Origin of the sequence: Pseudoalteromonas sp. SWXJZ10B (genome assembly GCF_015864475.1) — a bacterium.
Classification (GTDB): domain Bacteria; phylum Pseudomonadota; class Gammaproteobacteria; order Enterobacterales; family Alteromonadaceae; genus Pseudoalteromonas; species Pseudoalteromonas arctica.
Map to the genome: position 1 here is coordinate 1 of NZ_JADYXD010000025.1, position 23,726 is coordinate 23,726.

The 23,726-nt window shown below is 39.4% G+C and carries 23 protein-coding genes; 15 read left to right on the forward strand and 8 right to left on the reverse strand.

Going from position 1 to position 23,726, the window contains the following annotated elements:
- The first annotated feature begins 202 nt into the window (after positions 1-202).
- The 8 genes from I6F54_RS17155 to I6F54_RS17190 all read left to right on the forward strand — a co-directional run bounded on the left by I6F54_RS17155 (position 203) and on the right by I6F54_RS17190 (position 8,332).
- Positions 203-475, forward strand: coding sequence for an STAS domain-containing protein (locus I6F54_RS17155; protein WP_002959595.1), 273 nt, complete (start codon positions 203-205; stop codon positions 473-475).
- A gap of 8 nt (positions 476-483) precedes the next feature.
- Positions 484-846 (forward strand): response regulator, encoded by a 363-nt coding sequence (locus tag I6F54_RS17160; protein ID WP_007584956.1) that lies wholly within the window; start codon positions 484-486, stop codon positions 844-846.
- Positions 847-856: 10 nt separating this feature from the next.
- Entirely contained in the window at positions 857-2,947 is a 2,091-nt protein-coding gene (locus tag I6F54_RS17165; protein ID WP_165740888.1) for a chemotaxis protein CheA, read from the forward strand.
- Complete coding sequence (locus tag I6F54_RS17170; protein WP_007584959.1) at positions 2,944-3,429, forward strand: chemotaxis protein CheW; 486 nt, start codon at positions 2,944-2,946, stop codon at positions 3,427-3,429. Before I6F54_RS17165 ends, I6F54_RS17170 begins: the two co-directional genes overlap by 4 nt.
- A gap of 45 nt (positions 3,430-3,474) precedes the next feature.
- On the forward strand, positions 3,475-5,781 hold the full coding sequence (locus I6F54_RS17175; RefSeq protein WP_197142439.1) for a methyl-accepting chemotaxis protein: 2,307 nt from the start codon (positions 3,475-3,477) through the stop codon (positions 5,779-5,781).
- A gap of 79 nt (positions 5,782-5,860) precedes the next feature.
- Complete coding sequence (locus I6F54_RS17180) at positions 5,861-6,691, forward strand: CheR family methyltransferase (RefSeq protein ID WP_165740890.1); 831 nt, start codon at positions 5,861-5,863, stop codon at positions 6,689-6,691.
- On the forward strand, positions 6,675-7,292 hold the full coding sequence (cheD, locus tag I6F54_RS17185; protein WP_007584962.1) for a chemoreceptor glutamine deamidase CheD: 618 nt from the start codon (positions 6,675-6,677) through the stop codon (positions 7,290-7,292). The genes I6F54_RS17180 and cheD overlap by 17 nt, the downstream gene beginning before the upstream one ends.
- A gap of 8 nt (positions 7,293-7,300) precedes the next feature.
- A complete protein-coding gene (locus I6F54_RS17190; RefSeq protein ID WP_165740891.1) occupies positions 7,301-8,332 on the forward strand; it encodes a protein-glutamate methylesterase/protein-glutamine glutaminase in 1,032 nt (343 codons plus the stop codon).
- Here the strand turns inward: I6F54_RS17190 and I6F54_RS17195 are convergent.
- The gene (locus tag I6F54_RS17195; RefSeq protein WP_165729074.1) at positions 8,322-9,359 is read right to left on the reverse strand and encodes a polysaccharide deacetylase family protein; all 1,038 of its coding nucleotides are present in this window, start codon (positions 9,357-9,359) and stop codon (positions 8,322-8,324) included. The genes I6F54_RS17190 and I6F54_RS17195 overlap by 11 nt on opposite strands.
- 42 nt (positions 9,360-9,401) lie before the next feature.
- On the opposite strand from I6F54_RS17195, the gene I6F54_RS17200 reads away from it, so the two are divergent.
- On the forward strand, positions 9,402-10,673 hold the full coding sequence (locus tag I6F54_RS17200; protein WP_024591683.1) for an MATE family efflux transporter: 1,272 nt from the start codon (positions 9,402-9,404) through the stop codon (positions 10,671-10,673).
- A gap of 176 nt (positions 10,674-10,849) precedes the next feature.
- On the opposite strand, the gene I6F54_RS17205 is transcribed toward I6F54_RS17200, so the two are convergent.
- Positions 10,850-11,119 (reverse strand): hypothetical protein, encoded by a 270-nt coding sequence (locus I6F54_RS17205; RefSeq protein WP_002959572.1) that lies wholly within the window; start codon positions 11,117-11,119, stop codon positions 10,850-10,852.
- A gap of 9 nt (positions 11,120-11,128) precedes the next feature.
- Positions 11,129-11,704: a Fe-S biogenesis protein NfuA gene (gene nfuA / locus I6F54_RS17210; protein WP_007584966.1), complete on the reverse strand. Its 576-nt coding sequence runs from the start codon at positions 11,702-11,704 to the stop codon at positions 11,129-11,131.
- A 146-nt stretch (positions 11,705-11,850) separates the two neighbouring features.
- On the opposite strand from nfuA, the gene I6F54_RS17215 reads away from it, so the two are divergent.
- Entirely contained in the window at positions 11,851-14,400 is a 2,550-nt protein-coding gene (locus I6F54_RS17215) for a M14 family zinc carboxypeptidase (RefSeq protein ID WP_165739369.1), read from the forward strand.
- A 224-nt stretch (positions 14,401-14,624) separates the two neighbouring features.
- Here the strand turns inward: I6F54_RS17215 and I6F54_RS17220 are convergent, their stop codons facing one another.
- On the reverse strand, positions 14,625-15,302 hold the full coding sequence (locus I6F54_RS17220) for a ComF family protein (protein WP_010554946.1): 678 nt from the start codon (positions 15,300-15,302) through the stop codon (positions 14,625-14,627).
- Positions 15,303-15,376: 74 nt separating this feature from the next.
- On the opposite strand from I6F54_RS17220, the gene bioH reads away from it, so the two are divergent.
- The 3 genes from bioH (at position 15,377) to I6F54_RS17235 (ending at position 17,372) form a co-directional block, all read left to right on the forward strand.
- Complete coding sequence (bioH, locus tag I6F54_RS17225; protein ID WP_024594288.1) at positions 15,377-16,114, forward strand: pimeloyl-ACP methyl ester esterase BioH; 738 nt, start codon at positions 15,377-15,379, stop codon at positions 16,112-16,114.
- Between the two features lie 90 nt (positions 16,115-16,204).
- The gene (locus tag I6F54_RS17230; protein ID WP_007584971.1) at positions 16,205-16,513 is read left to right on the forward strand and encodes a hypothetical protein; all 309 of its coding nucleotides are present in this window, start codon (positions 16,205-16,207) and stop codon (positions 16,511-16,513) included.
- A gap of 4 nt (positions 16,514-16,517) precedes the next feature.
- On the forward strand, positions 16,518-17,372 hold the full coding sequence (locus tag I6F54_RS17235; RefSeq protein ID WP_165729076.1) for a putative metalloprotease CJM1_0395 family protein: 855 nt from the start codon (positions 16,518-16,520) through the stop codon (positions 17,370-17,372).
- 72 nt (positions 17,373-17,444) lie between these two features.
- On the opposite strand, the gene I6F54_RS17240 is transcribed toward I6F54_RS17235, so the two are convergent.
- The 4 genes from I6F54_RS17240 to greB form a co-directional block, all read right to left on the reverse strand.
- Positions 17,445-19,772 carry a Tex family protein gene (locus I6F54_RS17240; protein ID WP_165729077.1) on the reverse strand — a complete coding sequence of 776 codons (2,328 nt, stop codon included), beginning with the start codon at positions 19,770-19,772 and terminating at the stop codon, positions 17,445-17,447.
- A gap of 168 nt (positions 19,773-19,940) precedes the next feature.
- Positions 19,941-20,522, reverse strand: coding sequence for a CBS domain-containing protein (locus I6F54_RS17245; protein WP_024594284.1), 582 nt, complete (start codon positions 20,520-20,522; stop codon positions 19,941-19,943).
- Between the two features lie 50 nt (positions 20,523-20,572).
- Positions 20,573-20,884: a hypothetical protein gene (locus tag I6F54_RS17250; RefSeq protein ID WP_007584977.1), complete on the reverse strand. Its 312-nt coding sequence runs from the start codon at positions 20,882-20,884 to the stop codon at positions 20,573-20,575.
- A 116-nt stretch (positions 20,885-21,000) separates the two neighbouring features.
- Complete coding sequence (greB, locus tag I6F54_RS17255; RefSeq protein ID WP_165739371.1) at positions 21,001-21,480, reverse strand: transcription elongation factor GreB; 480 nt, start codon at positions 21,478-21,480, stop codon at positions 21,001-21,003.
- Positions 21,481-21,675: 195 nt separating this feature from the next.
- On the opposite strand from greB, the gene ompR reads away from it, so the two are divergent.
- A complete protein-coding gene (gene ompR, locus I6F54_RS17260; protein WP_002959552.1) occupies positions 21,676-22,395 on the forward strand; it encodes an osmolarity response regulator transcription factor OmpR in 720 nt (239 codons plus the stop codon).
- Between the two features lie 5 nt (positions 22,396-22,400).
- On the forward strand, positions 22,401-23,714 hold the full coding sequence (gene envZ, locus I6F54_RS17265; RefSeq protein ID WP_197142449.1) for a two-component system sensor histidine kinase EnvZ: 1,314 nt from the start codon (positions 22,401-22,403) through the stop codon (positions 23,712-23,714).
- Positions 23,715-23,726 lie beyond the last annotated feature (12 nt).

Here is a 23,726-nt window from a genome sequence, read left to right on the forward strand (position 1 = left end):
AGTTAGTTTCCTAACTACGGATTTTGCATGATCGTTTGGATCGGTCAACCGGTCATTTTCTTAACTGATCGGCATTAAGCTTTAGGCTCCTTTTTTTGTATTTTAACGACAGGTTAAATTTAATTAAGCATTTTATGGCAATTTTAATAACTAGGGCTAAGCTTTTGTTATGAATTGAATTGACAGGGAATGCACTTACTAAATGCTAAAACTTCCGAGCGAACTTGCTATTACGCAAGTTGAAACACTACATCAAGACTTACTACACGAACTCAATAGCAACGATGATATCTGTCTTGATATTAACGATGTGATTTCTGCTGATACTGCCTCAATTCAACTTTTATGCGCCTTACAAAAACACCTACTTACTATACAGCACAAAATAATATGGGTAGGCAGTAGCGAGGCCTTAACGCATACAATTAATAAACTTGGCTTAAGCCAATACTTAACAACCGAAAGTAAAAGTTAGGGGTATATATGAAAAGAATTTTAGCGGTTGATGATTCAGCATCGATGCGTCAAATGGTGAGCTTTACATTAAAAACTGCCGGGTTTGATGTAACCGAAGCTAAAGATGGCAGTGAAGCTCTCGCTATTGCCAAGCAACAAGATTTTGATGCCGTGATCTCAGATGTAAACATGCCAATAATGGATGGAATTACATTAATACGAGAGCTGCGTACTTTACCGAGTTATAAATTTACACCATTATTAATGCTTACTACAGAGTCGGGCTTAGAAAAAAAGATAGAGGGTAAAGCTGCTGGTGCAACAGGCTGGATTGTAAAACCATTTAATCCCGATCAGCTACTAGCGGTAATTAAAAAAGTTATTCGCTAAGGAGCGCAGTGTGAGTATAGATTTAAGTCAATTTTTTGAAGTTTTCTTTGAAGAGAGTTTTGAAGGCCTAGATACCATGGAGGCTGAGCTATTAAACTTAGTGCCAGGTGAGGAAGATTTAGAAACTATCAACACTATTTTTAGAGCTGCTCACTCAATAAAAGGAGGCAGTGGCACTTTTGGCTTTAGCTCCGTTGCTGACTTTACTCATGTACTTGAAACACTACTGGATCAAATTCGCCAAGGTGAACGAGAGCTTAGTACCGAGCATGTCAATTTATTACTCAAAGCTGTGGATTGCTTGCGCGCTTTACTTGCTGCACTTCAAGGTGAGCAAGAGCCAGATTTAACTGAGGCAGATTTGTTAAAAGTACAATTTGAACATGTACTTGGAATGAAAAACGAAACACAAGAGAATAAACCTCAAAGCTGTGAAGAGCAAACAAGTAGTAACACCTATCAAATAGACTTTAAACCCCATCATCATTTATTTAAAACAGGAAACGAGCCACTGTATATGATCAGTGAGCTTGAAGAGCTAGGTGAGTTAGAAACCACAGTATTTTACGATGAAGTTCCAGAAATCACCGATTTAAGTAGTGATGAATGCTTTTTACATTGGCGCATTTTTTTAGATACTAGCCATGATGAAAAAGCCATAAAAGAAGTATTTGAATGGGTAGAAGACGATGCCGACATAAAAATTGAATTATGCGGAGGCTTATTTGGCAATGATGAGCAAATACAACCTAATCAAGGTGAGATATCTAAAGCTGTTGAGCTTGAAACATCCGATTTAATAAAAGTAGCTGAGCTACCTAGTAAGCCAAAGCAACCCGCTGCTAATAAAGATAAAAAACCTGCAAGTACACCAGAGTCTACCTCCATTCGAGTTGGTATTGATAAAGTTGATTCGTTAATAAATATGGTAGGTGAACTTGTTATTACACAAGCGATGCTCAATCAGCTTAGCGAACAAGAAATCACACCAGCCACAATCACTTTACTACAAGAAGGTCTAGCGCAACTTGCCCATAATACGCGTGATTTACAAGAAAATGTGATGCGCATTCGTATGCTGCCAATAAACTTTGTATTTAGTCGTTTTCCTCGATTAGTGCGAGATATAGCGCAAAAACTAAATAAGCAAGTTGAGCTAAAGTTGATTGGAGAGCAAACCGAGCTTGATAAAACAGTAATGGAAAAAATATCCGATCCTATGGTGCATTTAGTGAGGAACTCACTTGATCATGGATTAGAAACTGTTGAGCAAAGACTGGCGGCAGGTAAAGATCCCGTTGGCACAGTAACCTTAAATGCATTTCATCAGGGTGGAAACATTGTTATTGAAATAATGGATGATGGGCAGGGGTTAAATACAAAAAAAATAAAAGAAAAAGCCATCACTAACGAATTAATCTCAGCTGATAACCATCTCAGTGACGATGAAATAAATGAGCTTATTTTTATGCCCGGCTTTTCGACAGTAGATGAGGTAAGTGACTTATCTGGTCGTGGAGTTGGGATGGATGTAGTTAAGCGAAATATTCAATCATTAAATGGCTCAGTAGAAGTAACCTCAGCGGCCGGTGTTGGTTCTACGTTTACTATTAGATTACCACTTACTCTCGCTATTTTAGATGGGCAATTAGTTAAGGTGGCTCAGCATACTTATATTATCCCGCTCATTTCTATTGTGGAATCTCTGCAAATTGATATTGCTAAAGTGAGTCGAGTGGGTAAAAGCCTTGATGTATTGAGGCTTCGGGACGAATACATTCCTATTTTAAGGCTCTACGATATTTTTAATCATAAAAATGCCATTGAATCACTCGATAAAACGCTGCTTGTTGTTGTAGAAACAGATAACCAAAAGGTGGGTTTATTAGTTGATGATTTACTGTCTCAACAACAGGTTGTTATTAAAAGTTTAGAGGCAAACTACCATAAGGTGGATGGCGTATCGGGAGCCACTATTTTAGGCGATGGGCGTGTATCGCTGATTGTGGACATTAGCGGCTTAATAAAGCTCTCAGGTTTAAAAAAACCAGGTAGCCAAGAATTAACGATTGAAACGCAAGCCACTTTGGAGGCGTTATGAGCTCAGAGCAAAGCCAGTTAAGTAATCAATTAAATCTTCAGCAACAGCAAGGTGTAAAACAGTTTTTAACTTTTATTATGGCTGATGAAGAATACGGCGTTGATATTTTAACAGTACAAGAAATTCGCAGTTGGGAAGAAATTACAGTACTGCCCAATGCGCCTGAATTTGTAAAAGGCGTTATTAATTTACGTGGAACAATAGTGCCAATTATTGATTTACGGTTGCGCTTTGGATTACCAAGTGTCGACTATGGGCCATTAACGGTGGTTATCGTTGTTAAAATAGAATTTGAACTAGGTAGTAAAATTATAGGTGTTGCTGTTGATGCCGTTTCTGATGTTTACAGTATTGCGGAGCAAGATGCGAAAGCGGTTCCTAGTTTATCTGAGTCGAATAATTGTGAATATGTAGCTGGGTTGGTGAATGTTGGTGAAAAAATGGTAGCGCTAATTGACCTGCAAAAAACAATGAATATTTAGCAAATAGAAACTAAATGAATAATAAACTTAAAGGTGGTGATGAGCATGGGATGGTTTAGTAATCCAAAGCAGTCAAAATCAAGTAATGATTTAATTGTAGACGCATTGAATAAATCATTAGCGGTGATTGAGTTTGAACCTAACGGAAAAATAATTACTGCAAATATGAATTTTCTAAACGCGATGGGCTATCGCCTTGAAGAGGTTCAAGGCCAGCATCACTCTATGTTTGTTGACCCAGATGAAGCTCAGGGCAACGATTATAAGAACTTTTGGCAACGCCTGCGTAATGGCGAGTTTATCTCAGATGAGTTTAAGCGTAATGCAAAAGGTGGAGCTGAGGTATGGATCCAAGCAACTTATAACCCAATTGTTGATGAGCAAGGGCAAGTATTAAAAGTAGTTAAGTTTGCCACCGACGTGACCGAGCAAAAGTTAATAGCAGCAGAAGCTTCAGGGCAAATTAGTGCTATAAGTAAATCTCAAGCGGTTATCGAGTTTAATTTAGATGGCACTATTATTGATGCCAATGATAACTTTTTAAATGCACTTGGTTATCAACTTAGCGAGATTAAAGGTCAGCACCATAGGATTTTTATTGAACCCGAACATGCAAATAGTATCGAATATAAAGAATTTTGGGCCAAACTAGGTCGTGGTGAATTTGATTCAGGGGAATATTTAAGAATAGGGAAGCAGGGTCAGGAGGTTTGGATTCAAGCATCTTATAACCCAATTTATGATATGAACGGCAAGCCGTTTAAAGTGATTAAATACGCATCTGATATTACTGAACAAAAAGAGCTTGAAAAAGCATCTCGCAAAGCAGCCGATTTAGCAAATGCGCTTAAAGTTTGCCAAGCGAACGTAATGATTGCTGATGAAGACCTTAATATAGTATTTGTGAACGATCGTGTTCAGCAAATGCTAAAAGTCCGCGAAAAAGAATTACAAACTGTATTACCAAGCTTTTCTGTTGATAATTTAATTGGCACCTGTGTTGATGATTTTCATAAGCACCCTAATCATCAGCGCGATTTATTAAAAAATCTCGATAAGCCTCATAAAGCCGAATTACTTTTAGCGGGTGTCACTTTCACCTTGATTGCTTCACCTTGGATTAGCCAAGATGGAAAGCATTTAGGCACCATTGTTGAGTGGGAAGATAGGACCAATGAGGTTGCGCTTGAAAAAGAAATAGCCGAACTTATTAGCGCTGCTGGTAATGGCGAATTAGATATAAGAGTCGCGGAAGAAGGCAAGGAAGGATTCTTTTTACGTTTGGCTCAAGGGCTAAATAGCTTAGTTAAAATAGTTGATGATGCAGTTGCTGACACGGGCAGTATGCTCGATGCGATGGCAAATGGTGATTTATCAAAACGAGTTGAAAAAGAATATAAAGGCTCATTTGATAAACTCAAACGCGATGCTAATGCTACGGCAGATAAGTTAACGGAAGTGATTAATCGCATTAATTCATCGGCAACGCTTGTAGCCAGTGGTGCAGAGGAAATCTCTCAAGGTAATGCTGATTTAAGCCAACGTACAGAAGAGCAAGCCTCGTCACTTGAAGAAACAGCGTCGAGCATGGAAGAGATGACTAGCACCGTTCGCCAAAATGCTGATAACGCAAAAGTGGCAAACGATTTAGCAGAAGAAACATGCGAAAAGGCGATTCAAGGTGGTGAGGTTGTAAATAGAGCAGTTACGAGCATGTCGGCAATTAATGAGTCGAGCAAGAAAATTGCAGATATTATTGGTGTCATTGACGAAATAGCATTTCAAACTAACTTATTAGCGCTTAATGCTGCAGTAGAGGCTGCAAGGGCTGGTGAACAAGGTCGAGGCTTTGCGGTTGTTGCAGGTGAAGTTCGTAATTTAGCACAGCGCTCTGCAGGCGCAGCGAAAGAAATTAAAGAGTTAATAAGAGATAGTGTAGGCAAAGTAGCTGATGGCTCTCAATTAGTTAATGAGTCGGGCGCTACACTTAAAGAGATTGTTGTATCGGTACAAAGAGTGACGCAAATGATTTCTGATATTACAGAGGCATCTGAGGAACAAAGTGCGGGTATTGAACAAGTTAATACCGCCATCTCACAGATGGACGAAATGACGCAACAAAATGCCGCCTTAGTAGAGCAAGCCTCTGCCGCTGGCGAGTCTATGGCTGAGCAAGCTAATGAGATGCGCCAACTACTCAACTTTTTCTCAATAGGTCAGCAAGAGATGGCGATGATTTCGCCGACTATGCGCACACCTAAATTATCTCATAAGTCGCAAAGCAGTTTTGTAAGTAATAAACCCAAAGGCGATAACTTTGTAGACTCTGCTGATGAATGGGAAGAATTTTAACAACCAATCTTCTTATATACCTCGCTGAATACATAATCACAGCGAGGTATTATTTGGCAGGCTAAATTGAGAGCGAACAATGAAAGAGTTTTTGTGTACCGACCGCGACTTTAAAGAAATTGCCAGTTTAGTTTATAGCGCATGTGGAATTGTATTAGGTGAGCATAAGCGAGAGATGGTTTATTCACGCTTAGCAAGACGTATTAGAGAGCGAAAACTAACTGACTTTAAAGCCTATTTAGAGTATTTAAATAGCCATAAAGATCAGGAGTTTGATGCCTTTATTAATGCAATAACAACTAACTTAACGTCTTTTTTTCGTGAAATACACCACTTTGAATTTATAGAATCTGAGCTTGTACCTGCTCTCTTAAAGGCAAATAAAAATAGTAAGCGAGTAAGAATCTGGTCTGCAGGTTGCTCAACAGGAGAAGAGCCCTACAGTTTGGCGATGACTTTAAATAATGCATTTCCGAGCAATTGGGATGTAAAAATACTAGCAACCGATTTAGATTCTAATGTATTGGCAAAAGCACAAAAGGGTATTTACACCGCAGCGAATGTTAACGGCTTAGATGACGTGCAACTTAAGCGTTGGTTTTTAAAAAGTAAAGACGGTGAAAACTATAAAGTTAAAGATAGGCTAAAAGAGTCTATTTCATTCAAGCGTTTAAACTTATTGCAAGATTGGCCAATGAAAGGATCATTTGATCTTATTTTATGTCGTAATGTTGTTATTTACTTTGATAAAGAAACAAAAGATCAGCTTTTTAAGCGTTACGCCAATATATTAAATGAACAAGGTTATTTGTTTTTAGGTCACTCAGAAAGTATGGGAAAAGAGCATACGCAATTTAAAAATTTAGGGAAAACTATGTACCAAAAGGGACAAAATGCACGCAGAGTTTAGGCCGGTATTACCTAACTTTGAACATATTAAACGATATTGGGACTCGGGCCGAGGTAGCGTTGTTGCTAAAGTGCTTCCGGGTGAGTTTTATGTTTCTAAAAATAATGAGCTGATCTCTACAGTTCTGGGTTCGTGTATTGCGGCTTGTGTTTACGATGAAGTACTAGGGATTGGGGGCATGAATCACTTTATGTTACCAATTCAAAAGGGAGTAGAACTTAAGAATGCGCATAGTTTAAGTTGTCGGTATGGCAATTGGGCTATGGAGTATCTTATAAACGAAGTTTTAAAAAATGGTGCATCTCGCCGTAACCTAAAAGTAAAACTTTTTGGTGGGGGTAAAATTATTAGTGCGATGACTGATATAGGGCTGGGTAATATTAGTTTTGCAGCGGCGTATATTAAAGAAGAGGCATTAAATCTAGTTGCCCACGATATGGGTGGACCATGGCCACGAAAAATATTTTTTCATCCGAACACCGGTAAAGTTCATATGAAAAAACTTAAAAACCTACATAATAATACGATTGAAAAACGCGAAGTCCGTTACTTACAAAACCTTAAAAAGCAAGAAGTAGTAACTGATATAGAGCTGTTTTAGGAGTATGCATGATTAAAGTATTAATAATTGACGACTCCCCCTTAATTAGGCGTTTACTCACTGAAATATTACAGCAAGCTAAAGATATTACGGTAGTGGGGAGCGCTGAGGATCCCTACGAAGCTCGCGAAATGATAAAAAAGTTAAATCCTGATGTATTAACGCTCGACGTAGAAATGCCAAAAATGGATGGCATTAGTTTTTTAAAAAACTTAATGCGATTAAGACCAATGCCAGTAGTGATGATTTCAACACTGACCCAAAAAGGCTCTCCTATTACACTCGAGGCACTCGAATTAGGGGCTGTTGATTTTATAGCTAAGCCTACTAATAACGTAAGAGAGCAATTGAGCCAATATGCATCACTTGTTCAACAAAAGGTGCGAATAGCTGCTGGAGCAAGAGTAAGAAGCTATAAAAAAACGGTCGTCACAAATGAGCCTATTAATACCCATTCTCAATTTTTACTTAATAAAGTAATTGCGATAGGTGCTTCAACGGGTGGTACTGAGGCTATCAAAGAAGTACTTATTAAAATGCCACAAAATTGCCCGCCCATTGTAATTACTCAGCATATTCCTCCTGTGTTTAGCGCCTCATTTGCTGAGCGAATGAATCGTACATGCACGATAAATGTGAAAGAGGCTGAACATGGCGATAAGCTTAGCACTGGCTGGGCTTATATAGCACCAGGTGGTTTTCATTTAAGTATTAAAAAGCGAGGTGTTAGCTTGTATTGCCAGCTTGATGATGGCGAGCCGGTTAACAGACATAAACCTGCGGTAGATGTGCTGTTTAACTCATTAGTTGAGACAGGAGCTAAAAACGTAGTTGCAGCCATACTAACAGGGATGGGGAGTGATGGCGCAAAAGGATTACTTGCACTAAAACAAAACGGTGCGTATACCTTGGCTCAAGATGAGTACTCATCGGTGGTATGGGGTATGCCTAAGGCTGCCGCTGAGTTAAATGCAACGGACGAGATAGTTGCGCTGGATAAAATAACCCAGCGACTATTACATCAGGCAGTTAAGGTTTAGGCGCTTCAATTACCCAAGGCTGCGAAAACCAAAAATAATCACCAGGGCTAGAAATAGAAGGGGCCGTACAATTAAAACGAGATCGCCCTTTATTAAGCACCTTTGGTGAGGTTATTTCGACTGTATTTTTATTTACCCATTTTAAATCTGCTTGGCCTACGCTTGATACGTAACAGGCAAATTGGCTTTTATGAAAGTCACCCATTTTAAATTCAATTGTGAGCGTGGGTGGATTTTGTTGTGTAACGCTATCTTGATAAGTTAAATTGGTGATATTAAATGCGCGTGAGTTAAGCTTAGTAATAAGAGTTTCTAGTTTGCTGTAAAAGCCTGATGCAGGAAAACGCGGTAAGCGGCTAAAATTAGAGTCTTTATTTACAGCGCCGGAGTGCTGACCAATACCCACAAAACCAAGCTCTGTCACAAGTGCTTGCAGCTCGTTATTAAACTCACCATACGGGTATGCTAAGTATTTATAGTCGTGGCCTATTTCTTCTTTTATACGCTTTTGAGAGCTAATAATATCTTGCTTAATACGTGATTGCCATTGTGCATCGGTTTCGTTTTCAAGCTTAAGGTGTAAGTAATCATGTTGTCCGCTATGATTGGCTATTAATGCCCCTTTTTTAGATAATTCTTTGAGCTTATCCCACCCCATTACGTAGCTCATGCTCTCGTCTATTAATTTAGGATTTACAAAGATAGTGTACGGGTAGCCAAACTTTTCTAAAATAGGCGCGGCTTGTTCATAGTTATTGTTATAACCATCATCAAAGGTGATGGCGACAGTTTTATCAGGTAAGGTTTCACCTTGCTGAAGTGCGCTTATTAACTCATTAAGAGGAATAACGTTAAAGTTGTGCTCTTTTAAATAGCTCAAATGTTTAGTGAATGTATTGGCGCTAACGCTCGTTACAGCGGGTAGGGTTTCACTAACATGATGATACTGTAAAATAACGGCTGCTTGAGCCCGCACAGATACACTAATGAGGATAAATAATACTAAATGAAACAATTTCTTATACATAATAAGGCACACCATAAAAGCTTGCTGTTGTTAGCGGGTCCGATGATACTATCAAATATCACAGTGCCGTTGTTAGGAATTGTTGATACCGCTGTAATTGGGCACTTAGGAAGCGCTCATTACTTAGCGGGTATTGCCCTTGGCTCTGCAGTTATATCTATTTTATTTTGGCTGGCTGGTTTTTTAAGAATGAGCACCACGGGGCTCGTGGCACAAGCATATGGAAAAAACGATTTAACCCAACTTGCCGCTCTACTTAAACGAAGCTTATTGCTTGCAAGCGCAGTGGCTGTGCTATTAATTGTGTTATCCCCATTAATAAAGCACGCTATTGCTTACCTCTCCGCCGCCAATAGCGATGTACTTATCCAAGCGTATCAGTATTTTAGCATTCGTATTTTTAGTGCTCCAGCAGCATTGTGTAATTTAGTGTTACTGGGTTGGATGCTTGGTGTGCATTATGGTCGAGGCCCATTTTATTTATTACTCGTCACTAATATCGTTAATATAGTACTCGATATTTATTTTGTTGTTTATTTAGATTGGGCAGTTGCAGGCGCTGCGTGGGCTTCACTTATTGCTGATTATACGGCTTTAGTATTTGCACTGTTTTTAGTGGTTAAACTAGCTAAAAAACAAGACATTGATCTAAATGTACCGAATTGGTTGAGTATTAGCAAAATGGCTGAATTATTGAGTTTGAATAGAGATATATTTATTCGCTCTTTAATACTGCAATTATGCTTTAGTTTTATGACGTTTTACGCAGCGCGTATAGGCGAAACCACATTAGCTGCTAATGCTGTTTTACTTAACTTTCTAATGTTGGTGAGTTTTGCTCTTGATGGCGTTGCTTACGCGTCTGAGGCAAAAGTAGGGCAAGCTAAAGGCCAAGGAAGCGTTAAAAATATAGAGCTTTGGGTTAAAATAAGTGTATTTTGGGGCATGCTTTTTGGCGTCTTATATAGCGCTTTTTTTGCATTATTCGGCAGCGGTATAATCAAGCTTTTAACCAATGTGCCAGAGGTTATTCAAGAGGCAACACACTATTTACCATGGCTAATAGTGTTGCCTATTTTGGCCATGAGTTGCTTTTTGTTTGATGGTGTTTTTGTAGGGCTTACGCGAGCAAAGAACATGCGTAACAGTATGATACTTTCAGCTGGAGTTGGCTTTTTTGGTGTGTTTTGGGTGTTTATAGACTTGCAAAATAACGGGTTATGGCTGGCTATGAGCTGTTTTATGTTAATGCGCGGGGTTACATTAATAATTAAATATCACCACTTAAAAATAAATAATCAGCTACTGGATTAAACTAATACTAATCTGCTTATATATGGGGTCTATTTAACGATAAGGAAATTGCGCTAGAACTAGGCAAAAATTTTTGTATCTAGTTGTTCTAAATAAAAAATTTTTAACAACGTTATAGAGTGATTTAATTCGATAAATTGCCCAAATATATATGGAGGTTGGTATAAATAAATGGTTTATTTCCAGAGATCGGGGTCGTGGTGTTTAGGGCCCATATCTTTTAAAACTTGTGAAAAACGATTAGCAAAAATACCGCAGTAGCCCCAACCGGCAAAAAATAATGCGGGGAGTAAAATTATAACGCCAATTATTTGTAAGCTGTAGTGAGTGTAATACCCAATAGATATGAATATCACGGCTAGCACAAACAGTGCTAAGCCGCGAAAAAAGCGCTTTAAGCTCAGCTTAGGGTTGCTCCCTAAGCGATAAATAAGCTGCTTTAGCATTTAGAAGGCCTAATAGTAAGAGTGATCGCCCGCTTCGTGCTCTGTTATATCAGCAACACCGGTGATTTCTTCAAACTTAGCTATCATTTCTTTTTCAATGCCTTCTTTTAGCGTTACATCGATCATAGAACAACCGTTACAACCACCACCAAACTGAAGTATAGCAATACCTGCAGCTGTAATTTCAACAAGGCTTACTTGGCCACCGTGGTTAGCAAGTTGTGGATTTACTTCGGTTTCTAGCATGTGCTGTACACGTTCGTTTAACGATGCATCGTTACCTATTTTACGCGCCTTTGCATTTGGTGCTTTTAGCGTTAACTGAGTACCCATTTTGTCGGTAACAAAATCGATTTCAGCTTCTTCTAAAAATGGAGCACTTTCAGCATCTACAACGGCATCAAAACCGTTAAAGTTTAGGCGAATATCGCTCGCTTCTACAGCGTCTTCTGGACAATAAGACACACCACATTCCGCTTGTGATGAACCAGGGTTTACAACAAACACACGAATATTGGTTTGTTGTGATTGATCTGCTAATAGTTTAGCAAAATGCGCTTGCGCTGTTTCGGAAATAGAAATCATAAAACCATCTATACTTGACTAAATTACTCGGATACTGCGTATCATACTCCGCTCATCGTGTTGCGGCTAGTGTTGAGCGTAAAAAGTTGGCATCTATTTTAAGCAATGGTAGCGTGCAAACAACGAACATTTTTTGAGTGATTTATATGCGTTTGGTATTAACATTAATGGTGGTGTTGCTTAGCTTTTCAAGTGTAGCTAAGCCACTTTCGTATTATTTTGAACAAGATGTAAAATTTGACCCTTCAATTCCTACTCCTGAGCAAGTACTCGGTTATGAAGTAGGAGAGTGGCACGTGAGACACGATCAGCTCGTACGTTATATGGAAATACTTGCTGATAAAAGCGACCGTATAAATTTTGAGGTGATTGGCCGCACGCATGAACAACGCCCGTTAGTAATGCTAACAATTACTGCTGCTGATAAGTTATCAAGCATAGAGCAGACACGCCAAGCTCACTTAGCACACTTAAGTAATAACAGTAGTAAAGCACAAGACGATCCTGCCGTTGTATGGATGGGTTATAGCGTTCATGGTAATGAGTCATCAGGTAGTAACTCATCATTGCTGGTGGCTTATTATTTAGCTGCTGCACAAGGTACTGAAATAGATGAGCTATTAAATAACACGGTTATTTTACTCGACCCTTCACTTAATCCTGACGGGCTTGCTCGTTTTGCTAATTGGGCCAACAGTAACCGAGGCATGAATTTATCAAGTGACCCTAAAACCCGTGAGCATGTTGAAAACTGGCCTAGCAGCCGTACTAACCACTATTGGTTTGATTTAAATCGCGATTGGCTACTGCTACAGCATCCTGAATCGCGTGCACGTATTGCTAAATTTCATCAGTGGAAACCAAATATTTTAACTGACTTTCATGAGATGGGTCCAAACAGCAGTTACTTTTTTCAACCAGGTATTCCAAGTCGTAAGCACCCTATAACACCTGATGAAAATGTTACCTTAACAAAGACAATTGCCAACTATCATGCAAAAACCTTAGATGAAAACAATGCACTTTATTTTACAGAAGAAAGCTTTGACGATTTTTACTATGGGAAAGGCTCAACTTACCCAGATGTAAATGGCGGCATAGGCATTTTATTTGAACAAGCAAGTTCTCGCGGACATATTCAAGACACCATAAATGGACCTTTGAGCTTTCCTTTCACTATTAAAAATCAACTGTTAACGAGTTTATCTACCTTTAAGGCAGCAGTTGATAACCGCCAAGCATTACTTGATTACCAGGCTAAGTTTTACAATCAAGCTACTGATTTAGCCAGCGATGAAAGCTTTGAAGGTTATGTTGTTGAAGGTGCAAGCGACAACACCCGTATTATGCACTTTTTAGAATTGTTAAAGCAGCATCAAATTAACGCTTACCCACTTACTAAATCATTAAAAGCAGATGGTAAGAATTTCAGTACACATAGCTATTTTGTACCATTAGCACAACCACAATATCGTTTGGTAAAAGCGATTTTTAGTGAGCAAAAAAACTTTGCCGATAATACTTTTTACGATGTATCTGGCTGGACATTAGCGCATGCGTTTAATTTGCCATTTTCTAAAGTTAAAAGTAGTTGGGGATTAAAGGTTGCTGATAAAGCATGGGAAAAAGTAGCAACCCCATCATTTTCTTCACTCACCGAAGGTTACGCATTTGGTTTTTCGTGGGATGATTATTTAGCACCTAAAATGTTAAATAGCTTATTACAGCAAGGTATAAAAGCACGTGTAGCGCTAAAAGCATTAACGGCTAAATCAACATCAGGAGAAATTAATTTTAAACCTGGAAGTATTATTATACCGGCTGGACTACAAACAAATACAGATTGGATTACCTTGCTAAATAAAGCACAAAATGAGTTTGGTATTGCAATCAAACCTATTACATCAGGTTTAACAAGCAAAGGAGCCGATTTAGGGTCGCGATCAATGGCGGTTGTTAGTGCTCCAAAAGCACTGCTTATTGGCGGGCAAGGCGCAAGCCAGTACGAAGTCGGCGAAGTGTGGTATTACCTAGATCGCTTTGTAGGTGTTGCACCAACAATTGTTGAAATGAATCGCTTTAGTTCACTCGAGTTAAGTGACTACAGTCATATTGTGCTTGCTCATGGCAATTACAATAGCTTATCTGATGCCGACAAAGTGGCTATTAAAAGCTGGGTAAGAAAAGGCGGCGTTATTTGGGGTCACAAAGGCGGCGCTAAATTTTTAGCTGATCAGCAATTACTCAAAGCAAGCTATCTATCACGACAAGATGTAGCAAGTGCATTTAAAACGACAGATTTAAGTTATGGCGATAAAGATCATTTAGCAGGACGTCAACGCATTGCAGGTGCTATTTTTAATACTAATGTAGATTTAACTCATCCGCTTACATTTTCACTTAAGCGTAATACATTGCCCGTATTCAAAAACAGTACTTGGTTGCTAGAAGCTTCCGATGCTCCGTTCGTAAATGTACTTACCTACACTAAAAATCCATTATTGGCAGGCTTTACCGATGCCGTTAATGTTGAGCAAGTTGCTGGCGGCGCAGGCTTAATTGCTCACTCATACGGACGAGGTACAGTAATAGGCATGACCGATGACCCTGTATTTAGAGGTTACTGGTATGGGACTAGTCGACTACTAAGCAACGCTTTATTTTTTGGCCATACGTTTCGTGCAAATGGCGAATAATACTAATTCGCTTAAATTAAGTGATCTATTTTGAGGATGGAAAAACGTGTTGATAGCTAGGCAAAAAATTCGCTATTTAGTTGTTCTCGGCAATTGCTCCTGCATTGCTCTACCTTCTGCATCCATGCAGTCGTAAATGAGAATTTTTTAACTCAGGTAGCGACACGTTTAGCCCCGTAAAATGATTAAGTATTATTGCGGATTGGTATAATACTTTTTAATAATTAAATAGGCGTTAAGCAAGTTGTAAAAGCCCACACTTGTTTAGCGCCTGCTTGTTTTAGTGCACTAGTAGCTGCGTTTAATGTTGCCCCTGTCGTCATCACATCATCAACAATAGCGACTGTTTTACCGCCCATATCCTCTGTACAAATAAAGGCATTTTTTAAGTTTTTAATACGCTTTGCTTTAGATAGCTCCGACTGAGCTTGTGTTTTTTTATTGCGAATAAGTACGTTACTCACTGATGCGTAATTAGCTAAACATGGTTGCCAAACTTGGCTTACCTGATTAAACCCGCGAGTAATGAATCGGCTTTTATGAAGAGGTAAAATAATAAAGGTATCTGGCAAAGTAGGGCTTTGCTCAAAAAACTGCGTTAATTGTTTTTGTATAACTTGCTGCAATGCCTTTTTATAATGAATTTGATTATTAAATTTTAGCCTTTTAAGCCAATGTTCAAAGGGAGGTTGATAAAAAGCACAGGCAAATAATTTATCAAACTCGCAATTAGGAAACATCTCAACAATATCGGGTCGATGCAGTAAATTCTTATGCTTACTAAAATCAAACAATGGTAAATCTTCAAGGCAATAATCACAAAGCCCTAAAGAGGTCGTAATCGTATTTTGACATTGCACGCAATAAGAGGGAAATAACCAATTTAAAATGGCTTGCTTCACTGACTCGCTCCTTGCATTGCAATCGCCTTTTTAAACGTTATGATGAGCCTAAGTTTGGTAAAGGTTAGGCAAATATGCAAAATGAGTTAGTGTTATTACATGGTTGGGGAATGAATCAGGGCGTATGGCAGTTAGTACAGCCAGAACTTGAGTTTTTATATTCAGGAAGTGTACGTAGCCTTGACCTACCTGGGTTTGGTAATAGCCATGTTTGCCCAAGCCCTTATACTTTGCATGATGCAGCAGAAACTTTAAGTAAGCAATTAAAGCCGAAGAGCATTTTAATGGGGTGGTCGTTAGGTGGATTGTTTGCACTTTATATTGCTAAGCATTGGCCTGAAAAAGTATCAAAAGTTATTTTAATTGCATCGACTCCTTTCTTTGCGGAGGCAGATAATTGGCCCGGAATAAAAGCGAATGTATTGGCGCAGTTTAAAGAGCAGTTAGTTAATCATCGAGAAAAAACAATAGAGCGCTTTTTAGCTATTCAAGCGATGGGTAGCGAGTCGGCGCGTGATGATATAAAGCTGCTTAAACAATTACTAAATCAGTACAGCGCACCACAAAGCGACGCCCTGAGTGCTGGTTTAGATATTTTACAAAACGACGATTTACGTGATTTATTTGCTCATTGCCCAGTACCTATCAAAGGAGTATTTGGCCGACTTGATGCCTTAGTGCCTTATAAAGCAATTAGTGAAATGTCAGTACTAAATACTGAGTTTGAATACGAGGTGCTAGATAAAGCGTCGCACGCGCCATTTATTTCTCATAAAAGTGAGTTTTTATCTGTCGTTAAATCAATGCTTTAAAATAGAGCTAATAATAGCGCTGTTTAAAGCTTTATTTTGATCAGAACCTGAGCGATAATTAAACAATGTTTATTTGGTGGAGGTTTTAATATGCCAATCGGATCTGTATTTAATAGTGGTGTAGAAGGGTTTAATCGAGCTAGCCAAGGTATTGAAAAGGCCAGTGCTGAGATTAACCGTGCCAGTATAGAACAGCAAGATGACGCACAATTAGCGCAGCAACGTCAGCTTACAGCAGCACGCCCTGAAGAAGCTATTACTGCACCTGTAGCACAGCCAGCTCGTGTTGATGAAGCGCTTGTTAACTTAAAAGTTGAAGAGTTTAATGCCAAGGCAAATACGCAATCAATTCAAACGGCCGATGATGTACTTGGCACGTTAATCGATATTAAAGTTTAGTATTATGAATATTGTCACGCCATTTCCGTCTATCAATATAAACACTGCAAATGTTTATACGGAAACTGCACGGCGTGACAACCAACTACGCGAAGTTATTCCTGCTCCCGCATCTAGTAGCGCAAGCAATACAGAAACCAAAGCGCAAAGTGATTCTGAAAAAGCAAAATTACCAGGCAGTAGCGATGGTGCGACGTATAACGCAACGGGAAAAATAGCAGACGAAAAGTCAGTTCAGCAGCGCGATGGAAACTCAGAAAACCCTGAGGGCTCTGAGGAAGAAAGTGAAGCAATTGAGAAAAAAGAATCTGAGCAAGAAGAGCTGCAATTAGAACAAGAACAACAACAAATTACAGAGCTAAAAGCACGAGATACTGAAGTACGAATACACGAGCAAGCGCACGCTTCTGTAGGTGGGCAACATGCTGGCTCGCCAAGCTATGAGTATCAACGTGGCCCAGATGGTACTAACTACGCAGTTGGCGGAGAAGTACAAATAGATGTATCTGAAGTTCCCAATGATCCGCAAGCGACTATAGACAAAATGCAAACGGTACGCGCTGCCGCATTAGCGCCTGCAGAGCCTTCGGGAGCTGATCGCTCTATTGCTGCAGATGCTACGCAAAAGCTAGCAGCGGCTCAGGCTGAGCTTGCACAACCTGAAAAAGAAGACGACGAAGACGCAAAAAGTAAGCTTGAAGCTTCATTCTCTAGCGATGAAAGCAACGATACAAAAACAGCTAAAAGTGATGAGCAAACACGTGATGCCGATGTTGAGGCACGGGCGGGGCGTATTGCTAACTTTTATCAAATGGCTACATCGCCAGCGAGCCAAAGTAGTTTTTCAGCGTTAAGTTAATAATTTAGCAAAACATAACCACAAAAAAACCGCTTACGCGGTTTTTTTCGTTTTAGCTTAGCTGTACAACTATTATTTTTTCACTTTAGCATTAGCGAACGCATCGGCAAATGCATTACCCATTAACGCATTACCGTTGTCACGTTTAGGCTTTGCAGCGCGAAGTTGCGAATTATTAGCACGTGCTTGTGGTTTTTGCGTAGCTGGCGCTGCTGACTTATTACTTGTGTCAATGTCGTCATCTAAGCGCATAGTAAAGCTTATACGTTTACGTGCAGCGTCTACTTCAACAACTTTAACCTTTACAATATCACCAGCTTTAACAACTTCACGCGGATCTGATATAAATTTATTCGTGATTGCTGAAATATGCACTAAGCCATCTTGGTGTACACCTACATCAACAAACGCACCAAAATTAGCAACGTTTGAAACCACGCCTTCTAAAATCATACCTGGTTTTAGGTCACTAATTTTTTCAACACCGGCTTTAAACTCAGCTGTTTTAAATTCAGGGCGAGGATCTCGACCTGGTTTATCAAGCTCAGTAATAATGTCGGTAACGGTTGGTAAGCCAAACTTTTCGTCAGTGTAATCGTTAGCAGCAAGTTTAGTTAAAAAGTCGCTGTTACCAATTAGGTTACTGACATCGACGCTATTGCGTTCACAAATACGTTTAACAACAGGATAAGCTTCAGGGTGAACTGATGAGTTATCTAGAGGATCGCTACCATTGTTAATACGTAAAAAACCAGCCGCTTGTTCAAATGCTTTTGGCCCTAAACGCTCAACCTTTTTAAGCTCACTACGTTTAGTAAATGTGCCGTTAGCATCGCGATAATTAACGATATTTTGCGCTAATGTTTTGTTTAAACCAGATACGCGTGTAAGTAGCGGTACCGATGCCATGTTTAAATCTACGCCTACTGAGTTTACACAGTCTTCAACTACTGAAATAAGGCTTTGGCCTAATTGGCTTTGCGATACATCGTGTTGGTATTGGCCAACACCAATTGATTTTGGCTCAATTTTAACAAGTTCAGCAAGAGGATCTTGAAGGCGGCGCGCAATAGAGACAGCCCCTCGTATAGAAACATCTAAATCTGGGAATTCATTAGCTGCAAATTCAGAAGCTGAGTAAACCGATGCACCCGCTTCGCTAACCATAATTTTACTAAGCTTAAGTTCGCTGTTTGCTTTCATAAGCTCAGCAACCAACTTATCTGATTCGCGTGATGCAGTACCGTTACCAATCGCAATTAGCTCAACTTTATGCTGACGACAAAGTTGCTCTAACGTACGCACTGATTTATCCCAATGATTTTGTGGTGCATGAGGGAAAATAGTTTGTGTAGCTAGTAATTTACCTGTGCTATCAACAACGGCAATCTTACAGCCAGTACGAAGGCCTGGATCAAGACCTAAAGTAGTACGGGGGCCTGCAGGTGCTGCCATTAATAAATCTTTTAAGTTTTTAGCAAATACGTCGATTGCACCAGCTTCTGCTTTTTCGCGCATTGCTGCAAAAAATTCATTCTCTAGGTGTAATCCTAACTTAATTTTCCACGCCCATTGCACAACGTTTAATAACCAAGGACTTGCCGCTTTATATTTAATATCTAAACGGTAATGGTCAGCAATCATGTTGGCACATAGTTGCGCTGAATTTTCAGCGCTAGGCTCTGGATTAACATTTAACTGAAGTACACCTTCATTTCGGGCTCTAAGCATAGCAAGCGCGCGGTGAGAAGGTACTTTTTTGAGAAGTTCTTGATGCTCAAAGTAGTCACGGTATTTTGCACCCGCTTGCTCTTGGCCTTTAATTACAGTGCTTTCAATTGCGCCGTTTTGGCTTATGTGACTTCTAAATTTAGCAAGTAATTTTGCGTCTTCAGCAAAGCGCTCCATCAAGATAAATTTAGCGCCTTCGAGTACAGCTTTTGTATCTGCAAAGCCTTTTTCAGCACTTACAAATTGATCTGCTTGTTGCTCTGGGTCAAGGTTAGCATCTTTAAATAGTGCATCTGCAAGTGGCTCTAAACCTGCTTCAATTGCTATTTGGCCTTTAGTACGGCGCTTAGCTTTGTAAGGTAGGTATAAATCTTCAAGTTCAGTTTTACTTTGTGCATTAGTTATATCGGCACTTAGCTCTGGCGTTAATTTATTTTGCGATTCGATGGTCGATAAAATAAAACTACGGCGCTCTTCTAGTTCACGTAAATACGATAAACGCTGCTCTAAAAGGCGTAATTGGGTGTCGTCTAGGCCGCCGGTAACTTCTTTTCTGTAGCGGGCAATAAAAGGAACAGTTGCGCCTTCATCAAGTAATTTTGTAGCTGCAACAACCTGTTGCTGCTGTGCGTTTAACTCACCGGCTAAACGTGCAGAGATATCGCTCATGCAAAAACCTTTTTATACAATAAAATAAGACCAGAAGCGTGTTACTGGCGCCGTTAATTGCTTGAATAATATCACAGGAGGTAGTAATAAAAAGCTCTTAAAGCAAGCTATTTCACTTGCTTTAAGATGGTTGGGAGGGGAGTAAATCAATTCAACTAAAAGAGCGCCCTAGTGAGGATGCTCAATGTTTTCTAATACTTCACTGAAAGAGTGAGCAATAGGGCTAATATGTAGTGGAATATGTAATGTTTTAGCTATTTGGCGAGCTGAAATTAAACCACAAATTTCGCTACTTGCTGTTGTTACTAATAAAAACATTACACCTTGATGCTCCATTGTTTGCAGCGCATCACCAATACATGCATAGCTTAAACTTTGCATGCTTACACCTGTAAGTCGGCTAATTGGCGTCATAATATCGCGCAAGCTTACTTCACTTCGTGGGGTATTTAAACGCTCTGCAATAATAGTAATTTTAGAGCTTTGTAAATCGGCGCTAGAAACAAGACCAATCAATTTTTGGTTCTCGTCGGTTACTAAAACAAAATCAGATTGTTGTGCACTAACTTGTTTAAGTGCATCTGTAATCGTTGTTGTATGCTCTGCGCGAATGGGCGTTTTTTGAGTAAAGTTATTTACCATTTTTAGTGCTGGAGATGATAAATCAATCAAAGGTTGGTCATCTGCAAATGTGCTTGCAATAACGCCGTGAGAAACATTTTGAGTACGTAATTCTTTAAAGTTAGACATAGTAGTCACCTTAGTAGTTATAAAATTTAATTAAGTTGTAAAATAATGAATTAAATTAAATAGCTAGGTGGTCCGCGTTGGTACGCAGTGCTAAAAGGTCTGTTTAGGTTGGTGCTCTTATAAAAAGAATCTACGACATTAGGAAGTGGTTGAGGCGACCTAAAGGTAATAGTATTAACGTGAGAGTCTACGTCAAAATCGAGGTTTGCTTGGTCAGGAATGTCACAAGCAATAAAGTGATTAGATAGTTTAGCGTTATCAAGGTTGACTTCAGTGTTACTGGCATGCAGCGTCAAACTTACACTCATTAAAAGTGCAAACAATACGGCATTATTTAATATGCGCTGTACTATGTTTGACATAACCACGACCTTAATTAACTGCTTTCAAATTAAACAAATCAACTTGAATAATTCAGTTATAGCTTATTGGTTTAATTTACACAATCAAAAGTTAACATGATCTGAATCAAAACTTTTTATTTCTTTTTTTGGTAATCGATACTGTTTACATACCACTGTTTTTTACCCTGAGGAGTAGGTACCTCAAAATCTTCATCTACTTGTTTTTTAATCAGCGCCCGCGCCATAGGTGAGTCTATCGATATGTAGTCTTTTCGGTCGTAAATTTCATCAGGTCCGACAATTCTGAATTTTTTAGTTTCACCTTCTTCGTTTTCAATTTCGACCCATGCACCAAAAAATACTTTCCCATCTTGCACGGGAGAGTAGTCGATGATTTTTAAATCAGGTATGCGTTTGCGTAAATAGCGTACACGACGGTCAATTTGGCGTAGCAAACGCTTGTTGTATTGATAGTCTGCGTTCTCAGAGCGATCTCCGAGGCTGGCTGCCCAACTAACTATTTTTGTTACTTCTGGGCGTTTAACGTTCCATAGTTGGTCGTGTTCTTGTTGTAATTGTAAGTAACCTTCACGGGTAACTAAATTTGTTTTCATGGTGAATTCTTTATTAACTCTAATGGTGTGCACGTTATTAAATTTGCCAAAACTTGTCGAGCGTAAAATGTAATAAAGTACGAGTAAGTAAGCTTTGAAATGTTCAGTAACAATCTAAGCAAGTAATTAGTTTTTGATTATTAAGTTTTTCATTTATATTAACTAGTAATTGGATATAAAAATAAGAAAGAGATTATGGGACACGAAACCACAAAAGTATTAGTTGTTGATGACGATATGCGCTTACGCAGTTTGCTTGAACGTTACTTAGTAGAGCAAGGTTTTATTGTTAGAACCGCAGGTAATTCGGAGCAAATGGATAGACTCCTAGAGCGAGAAAACTTTCACTTAATGGTTCTTGATTTAATGCTCCCAGGCGAGGATGGCTTATCTATTTGCCGCCGTTTACGTCAAAAAGAAAACGAAATCCCTATTGTAATGCTTACCGCTAAAGGCGACGAAGTAGACCGTATTATTGGTCTTGAGCTTGGCGCTGATGACTACATTCCAAAACCATTTAATCCACGAGAGCTACTTGCTCGCATAAAAGCCATTTTACGTCGCCGAGCAAAAGAAGTACCAGGCGCACCTGCTGCTGAAGAAAACTTAATCGCTTTTGGTAAATTTACGCTTAATTTGGCAACGCGAGAAATGAGTGAAGGGGATAAAACAATATCACTTACCAGTGGTGAGTTTGCAGTACTTAAAGCGCTGGTTTCGCATCCGCGTGAGCCACTTAGCCGCGATAAGCTAATGAACTTAGCGCGTGGTCGTGATTACAGTGCGCTTGAACGAAGTATTGACGTGCAAGTGTCACGACTTCGCCGCATGATTGAAGTAGATGCAGCCAACCCGCGTTATATTCAAACCGTTTGGGGTTTGGGTTATGTGTTTGTTCCCGACGGTGAAAAGTAATTTATATGGGTTTTTTTCCGCGTAGTGCGTTTGGGCAAACTGTATTTTTAGTGGCAGCTTTGCTGCTGATCAATCAAATAGTGTCGTATGTTACGGTTAGTTTTTACGTTGTAAAGCCAACTATTGAGCAAGTTAATTTAATGCTCGCTAAACAAATTAAAACGGTATTTATTGATTGGGAAGACGGCGTTGAAATAAACGACGAGGTATCTGCAAAGTTTTTTGAAATCACTGGCATTGAAGTAATGACGCAGCGCGAAGCAATGCGTCAAGGGCTTGGGCAAAGCCGCGAGTATTCTATGCTATCGCGTAGCATGACTGAGCAACTTGGTGGTTATTCTCGTGTACGTATTAGTCAAACAGATCCGTTAATCTATTGGGTTGAAGCACCTCAAGCGCCTGGTTATTGGGTAAAAGTACCGCTTAAAGGTTTTAAAGAGAATAACTTAGAGTTTTTGACTTTTTACTTATCAAGTATTGGATTTTTGAGTGTGCTGGGTGGATGGCTGTTTGCAAGGCACCTCAATAGGCCTTTAAAAGCTTTGCAACAAGCCGCAGTAAAAGTAGGCAAAGGCGACTTTTCTACCAAGTTAGAAGAAGAAGGCTCTACAGAAGTAATAGAAGTAACGCGCGCGTTTAACCAAATGTCGCGCGGAATTGCCGCACTTGAAAACGACCGCCGTTTACTAATGGCTGGTGTGTCTCATGATTTACGCACGCCGCTTACGCGTATCCGTTTAGCCACCGAAATGATGGTTGATGAAGACGACTATCTTCGTGAAGGTATTATTTACGATATAGAAGATATGAACGGGATTATCGATCAGTTTATTGAGTATTTACGCCACCACAAAACAGATGAGCTAAGCTGCGAAGATATAAATGCTTTAGTTGCCGAAGTTGTTAATTCTGAGCTTCAGCATCAACGTACTATTACGTTTAAAAGTAATCCAAATATAGGCAATATACCGTTAAGTTCTGTGGCTATTAAGCGTGTAATTACCAACATGATTGGTAATGCGCTACGTTATTCTGAGGGCGATATTGAAGTACTTAGCTATTTTAATTCAAACAAAAAATACGTGGTTATTGCTGTAAACGACAGTGGCCCCGGCATTCCTGAAAATGAATTAGAGTCTGTTTTTGAGCCATTTAAACAAGGCGATGCAGCTCGCGGCAGTGAAGGTAGCGGCTTAGGTCTTGCTATTATTAAGCGTATTGTTGATATGCACGACGGTAAAGTAAAGCTAGAAAACCGCCCAGAAGGCGGTTTAAGTGCACAAGTATACTTGCCAATAAAGGTATCAACCCCTGCATAGTAAATTCAGGGG